At 42.3% G+C, this 5365-nt stretch carries 6 protein-coding genes and 1 pseudogene; 3 read left to right on the top strand and 4 right to left on the bottom strand.

Features of this window, described 5'->3' with window-relative positions; translation table 11 throughout:
* Both F6J94_RS29700 and F6J94_RS29695 read right to left on the bottom strand, forming a co-directional pair.
* Positions 1 to 651, bottom strand: a 651-nt coding sequence (locus F6J94_RS29700) for a hypothetical protein (protein WP_293046891.1), incomplete at its 3' end; no start/stop codon positions are given.
* Between the two features lie 223 nt (positions 652 to 874).
* Positions 875 to 1357: a ribbon-helix-helix protein, CopG family gene (locus F6J94_RS29695; protein WP_293046889.1), complete on the bottom strand. Its 483-nt coding sequence runs from the start codon at positions 1355 to 1357 to the stop codon at positions 875 to 877.
* A gap of 237 nt (positions 1358 to 1594) precedes the next feature.
* On the opposite strand from F6J94_RS29695, the gene F6J94_RS29690 reads away from it, so the two are divergent.
* The gene (locus F6J94_RS29690; protein ID WP_293046887.1) at positions 1595 to 1816 is read left to right on the top strand and encodes a hypothetical protein; all 222 of its coding nucleotides are present in this window, start codon (positions 1595 to 1597) and stop codon (positions 1814 to 1816) included.
* A 216-nt stretch (positions 1817 to 2032) separates the two neighbouring features.
* Here F6J94_RS29690 and hrcA read toward each other — a convergent pair whose 3' ends face one another.
* A complete protein-coding gene (gene hrcA / locus F6J94_RS29685; protein ID WP_293017368.1) occupies positions 2033 to 3124 on the bottom strand; it encodes a heat-inducible transcriptional repressor HrcA in 1092 nt (363 codons plus the stop codon).
* Between the two features lie 432 nt (positions 3125 to 3556).
* Positions 3557 to 3916, bottom strand: a complete 360-nt coding sequence (locus F6J94_RS29680) for a rhodanese-like domain-containing protein (RefSeq protein ID WP_008187977.1) — start codon at positions 3914 to 3916, stop codon at positions 3557 to 3559.
* A gap of 597 nt (positions 3917 to 4513) precedes the next feature.
* Here F6J94_RS29680 and F6J94_RS29675 point away from each other — a divergent pair.
* A complete protein-coding gene (locus F6J94_RS29675) occupies positions 4514 to 4927 on the top strand; it encodes a hypothetical protein (protein WP_293017370.1) in 414 nt (137 codons plus the stop codon).
* Between the two features lie 56 nt (positions 4928 to 4983).
* Positions 4984 to 5295, top strand: a pseudogene (locus tag F6J94_RS29670) (serine O-acetyltransferase); the annotation flags it as partial.
* Positions 5296 to 5365: the final 70 nt, after the last annotated feature.

The following is a 5365-nucleotide window of genomic DNA, read 5'->3' as shown; positions in this document are numbered from 1 at the left end:
TTTATTAGTTTCTCTAGCCACATGGACGACTAAAGCCATCTGGCATCCATTATCCCAGGTGATTTTTTTAACTCGATTGACTCCTTTTATGTCCCTAGGAGCATCTCTATAAGAATGTTGTATTCTTCCTAAAATCTCTTCCCATGGATGCCAGTTTGCTTGCTCGGCCTCACGAAAGTCATTGCGCAACCAATAGTTCAATTTTATTGGCTTCTGAGCAAGTTCAGTCTGCCAGATATTGAGCACTGATGTTTCAGGTTCTACCTTAAGCTCATCAATTGGCTCAGAAAGATGAAAGGAGTCTTCTAATGGCTGACGATCTAACACTTGTTCCACTGACAAAACTGGAAAAGTAGAGCCCATAGAATTTAATTGTTGAGCATTTAAGGTTACAAAGGCTTCCACATTATTAGCGATTGCATAAACCAACTCTTCAGCAACTTCAAAACCTGTAAGCTCTATAAGGTTGTAAAATTGCTCTTTCTCCAAGATGGTGTAATCGACAGAGCATTCCTTGAGAATTCCCATTACCATAGATAATATTTCTCTAGCATCTTTTTCCCCCCTCAGGATTTTGGCGTAATAAAACAATTTAGCTACAGTCGCTTTGGCAACATAGCCCTCCATGCGCTGGGATTCAATAATTTCCAACAACTTTAGCGTCTGTTCTGAAAACGACTCTTGCTCGATCAGGAGACACATCAAGACGCTTAAACCGACCAAAACCCTCATAATTGAACATCAATAGCAGTTCTCAAATGAACACACCCAGTGAATCTTGGTGACAGCAACAGCTGATTCTCAACTTACCCCCTAATCACGGATGGGGGCTATTGAGATCAAAACCGCTGTATGCATTTTGTGACTAAATTTCCTAGTCCCTGAATTTAGAGTCTTTCGGAATCTCGGGGTTGACTGAAGACTTTTCACCTTTTACTAGCTTACGCAATCGCGCTGATTTAGACCCTTTTGATACAGAAGACCGAGGTTTACGGCTGCTTGGCTCCTGATCCAGTACCTGGTTTAGATTCTCGTTCATCTCCAGGAATAACTCTTGCAATTCATCCAGACGCCTCTCTACATTGGAGTCTGTCTTAGGTACCGGGGAACCTCCCAGGGATTGACTAACTCCTTGAATGGCAAGTGCGAGATCAGTAACATTGGTTTGTTTTCTGAGGTTCTCAACGGAGGCTTCTACTACTGTTAAACGTTCTTCTACTGAGTCATCGGTTTCCAAACCCTGTCTCAGCAGTCTGTTGATTAACTCTGTCACTGAAATGCCCATCTCCTCAGCGCGCTCTTTGAGGGCTTGTGCTAGGTCTTCAGATAGTCTGAAGCTAACGAGTTTCCTAGACATAACAATTTATTCACATTAACTAGTGATATACGTATTATAGCTTTTTTGGAGGCTAGTGATATACGTATTATAGCTGCTTGCTGATCAGTAATTACTATAATATGGTTCCTCTAACCCAGTTAATATAGGGATTTAAGCTATTTTCAAAAAGATATCCCCGACGTCAGCCTGTCTGCTAGTGGGCAAATATGATATACGTATGATATACAAAAGTTATACATAATTGGAGGTGCCCAGATGAAGCGTCTAAGAGACTTTTTCAGAAAAGCGAGAACTCCGATAGCGGTAGTAAGCGCAATACTTGTCGGAGCTAACGCTGGGATTGGGATTTGGCAAAATTTAGATTTAAACAGTCAAATCCAGGAGATTATCAACAAAACCTGGGATCATAGTGAGTCTTCTGCTGAGACAAGCAGGAAAGATACGGACCTTCCTGAAGATCTACCTCCTAAACTCTGAAGAAGCTACGGAAATCTGTGACTTGCCCACCCAGTGGCAAAGGGAATGGGTCGATTTGGGTGCATCTCTAGCTATGGTTCCTGTTTTAGGCAACCAACTGAGTTGGGACTTAGAAATTGTTGAAGTCCCGTTAGGTATAGTAATGTGAATAATTTAGACAAAGAGCTCGAGGTCGCATTACCGATCAACGTCTTGCTGTTACCGTAAGAAGTTGGTTTAAGCTGGTTGACTCAAGGCTTCCGTTAGATAATCTGCCGCTGCTTCCACTAATGCGATCGCATTTTCATAAATCATGCGAGTTGGTCCAATAATTCCCACACTTCCCACCGGCACTTGGTCTTGCTGATAGTTAGCAGATACCAAGGTACAGCCACGCATCGGTTCCAAGGAATTCTCCGCACCAATCCTAATATTCACACGAGAGTTAACTTCACACTCTTCCGGTACTTTAAAGATTACTGACCACAGTTGCTCCTGTTCCTCTTCCAACAGATGTAGCAAACCTAGAGTCTGGTCGATTTCCGAAAATTCTGGTTGACGCAACACCTCTGAGATGCCACGAATCATAATCGGGCTGGACTTAGGTGCTACAGTGCGGCGGGTCAACTCAGCTAATAAATTGCTGAAAAAATCCGCATAGCGGACAAATTCTCGGTCTAATTCACCCCAATCTAATTTCTCCAATTCCCTGAGAGTTCTTCCGCGCAGCTTACTATTCAAAAAGTTAGATAATATTTTTAACTCCCGCTCCACAATCGACTCATCAACCGTCCTATCATCCTCTGACTGGGGCAGATTCATCAATACCGACTGAGTTTCATAACTATCGGTAACTATAATCAACATCACCTGCCCTAGCTCTAGGTGCATCAACTGTAGATGGCGCAGGCGAGTAGTGCGATTGTCAGGGAAAGTAATTAAAGCAATATATCCACTAACCGTTGCCAGAATTTGAGCAGCATTCCGTAGCAATACCTCAAACTTAGCTTCCTCCCAGTTCAACTTCTCTGCCAATAAATTCTCAACATACTGACTCAAGGTTTCTGACGGTTGAATCAGCTGGTCAACATAGGTTCGATAACCTGAATCAGAAGGAACCCTACCTGCAGAGGTATGGGGTTGATATAGTAGTCCAACTTTTTCCAACATACTCATGCAAGAACGAATCGTCGCTGGACTAACACTCAGGTCATATTCTTGAACCAAGGCTTTAGAACCAACCGGTTCCGCCGTGGCAATATAGTGACGAATAGTCGCCCAGAGAATATGTTGTTGCCGACTTGTTAAACTTAGTTGTTGGCGAGACATTTTGAACCAAAGCTGAACTTCATTTTAAAGGGAAAAAAGTCTAAATTAGAGGGAGGAGTTACCATTAAGGTGATAAAACATAATAACTAGGAAGCGATGCAGCGCGGTTTTGGGGGTTTCCCCCATGAGCGACTGAATTAAGACATAGAATTTTGCCTAAAAGCTGGCTTGAGTTAAGCAGTCTTTAGTCCAAAACAGTAGGGCTGATAATTAGATATCCCAATCAATCACCAAAAATCAGGGTTGGTTTTGGTGCAGGTTGGAAGTATCTGGGATTTATCCATAGGTATGCGAGCTTCTGCTCACCCAAGGATTAAGTTGGTTATTAATACATTTGCTATAAGAATATTTACTCTAAGAACATTTGCTCTAAGAACATTTGTTCCAAGATAGCAGAATCAACTCATAGCCGTAGTTAGCAGTGACCTGCAATTAGTAACGAGGAATGCTATGATCAACTATGATTGAGTATGCGTCAATACCCCCAGCTACATTCTTGACATTCGTGAACCCCTGACTGATTAACCACTGACACATCTGAGCCGAGCGCATACCATGATGGCACATGACCATGGTTTCGACTGCGGGGTCAAAGCGAGTAGAGATTTCCCCAGACCACTGAGCAAATTCACTCAAAGGCAGAATTTCAAACCCTTCTATAGAAGCGATCGCAACCTCTTGCCGTTCTCGGACATCAATAAGCTGTAACTGCTCCGGGGAATCTGCCATCTGCCTTGCCAGTTGTTCAACACTGATTTCAAGAAGAGGTTGATCAAACGATTGAGCGACCATAGGACGGAAATAGCTGTAACGCGCTTGTTTTCTTAGTTTTGACCTTTATTCTACCTCTAGTCATCCCAATTTCATTGATTCGCCCTAAAGATAATGATCAGGTGATGGTGTGATCAGCTATGGTTGCTGATTAATATGTACCAATATTTAAAGGAGTTACGATCAGCATTAACATCAGCTTTAAGTCGTCAGCTATCATGCTTAAAATAAACATCGAACACGATAATTTAATAGTTCGAGATTTTACAGAATTGAAAGTTTGGTCATTTGCCCATCTAAGTATTCAGGCGTTGGCTGATAGCACCTCAAGTAGCACCATCTGTAGCGCTTAAGCTGATAGCTGATAGCTAATTGGTAAAGAATAAATTAATACCAAAGCTATAAATAAATAATTAATGTGGCAGATAGCAGAGTGTCACAGGTATTCCTATCAAACAACAGAGGTTTATAGGAAAATCTAAGTAAGTACTGTAATTTTTTATAGTTTACTCGTACTCAAATAGGGAGGAAATAGTAACAACTAGTCTTAGGAGGGTTTTGACAATGGTACGACAAGGTGTTAGAGGAGTCATAGCTTTAATAGTAGCCCTCTGTTCTATGCCAGTTTTATCTCAGACAGCGAATTTTGCTTCTTTAAACTTATCACCTGGTTTTTCCCCAAGTCAAGGACAGGTCAGTGGTCACACCGGTGGTGCTTACTCGTTGTCATCGATTGCGAATAGCGATCGCAACAATGATCCCTGTATCGGTTTTGGAGACCCTACTCCAGATCACCTGATGGTTTTGGAGACAGATTTCCCGAATTTAACTATAGGGGTCAACACAGGGGGAAAGGATACCACTTTACTAATTCAGTTTCCCAACAATCAGATCCTTTGTGGGGATGATACAGGTTCAAAAAAAGATGCCAGCATAACCGCACAAAATTGGCCAGCTGGGACATACCAAATCTGGGTAGGTTCCTTTGAGGGAGGACAAAGGTGGGATTACACCCTGACAGCTGTTGAGTAACTAAAAACGGTAAACTAGTTAGTAATCTGTTCAAGTATTAATTCTGGTGACCCCTAGTGCTATCTGCCCTGATTGCTGACTTCCGTATTATCTTTGAGCGTGACCCAGCTGCTCAGAACTGGCTGGAAGTTTTGTTCTGCTACCCTGGTCTACAGGCTCTGCTGTTCCATCGCTGCTGTCACTGGTTACATGTGATTGGGATTCCATTCATTCCTCGACTGCTGAGTCAGTTATCCCGATTTGTTACAGGTATTGAAATTCATCCGGGTGCCAAAATTGGTCATGGTGTATTTATCGACCATGGTATGGGTGTGGTGATTGGAGAAACCGCCATTGTGGGAGACTACTGTCTAATCTATCAAGGAGTCAAGTGAATGGCATCATTAAAGGCGAGTTCGGGAAAGTTTTGATAAATTGTGTACAAGTTGAGAACCTTGA

This window comes from Moorena sp. SIO1F2 (assembly GCF_010672755.1).
In the GTDB taxonomy this organism is placed as follows: Bacteria; Cyanobacteriota; Cyanobacteriia; order Cyanobacteriales; family Coleofasciculaceae; genus Moorena.
The sequence above is the reverse complement of the archived record's forward strand: the minus strand, read 5'-3'. Positions and strand labels throughout refer to the sequence as shown.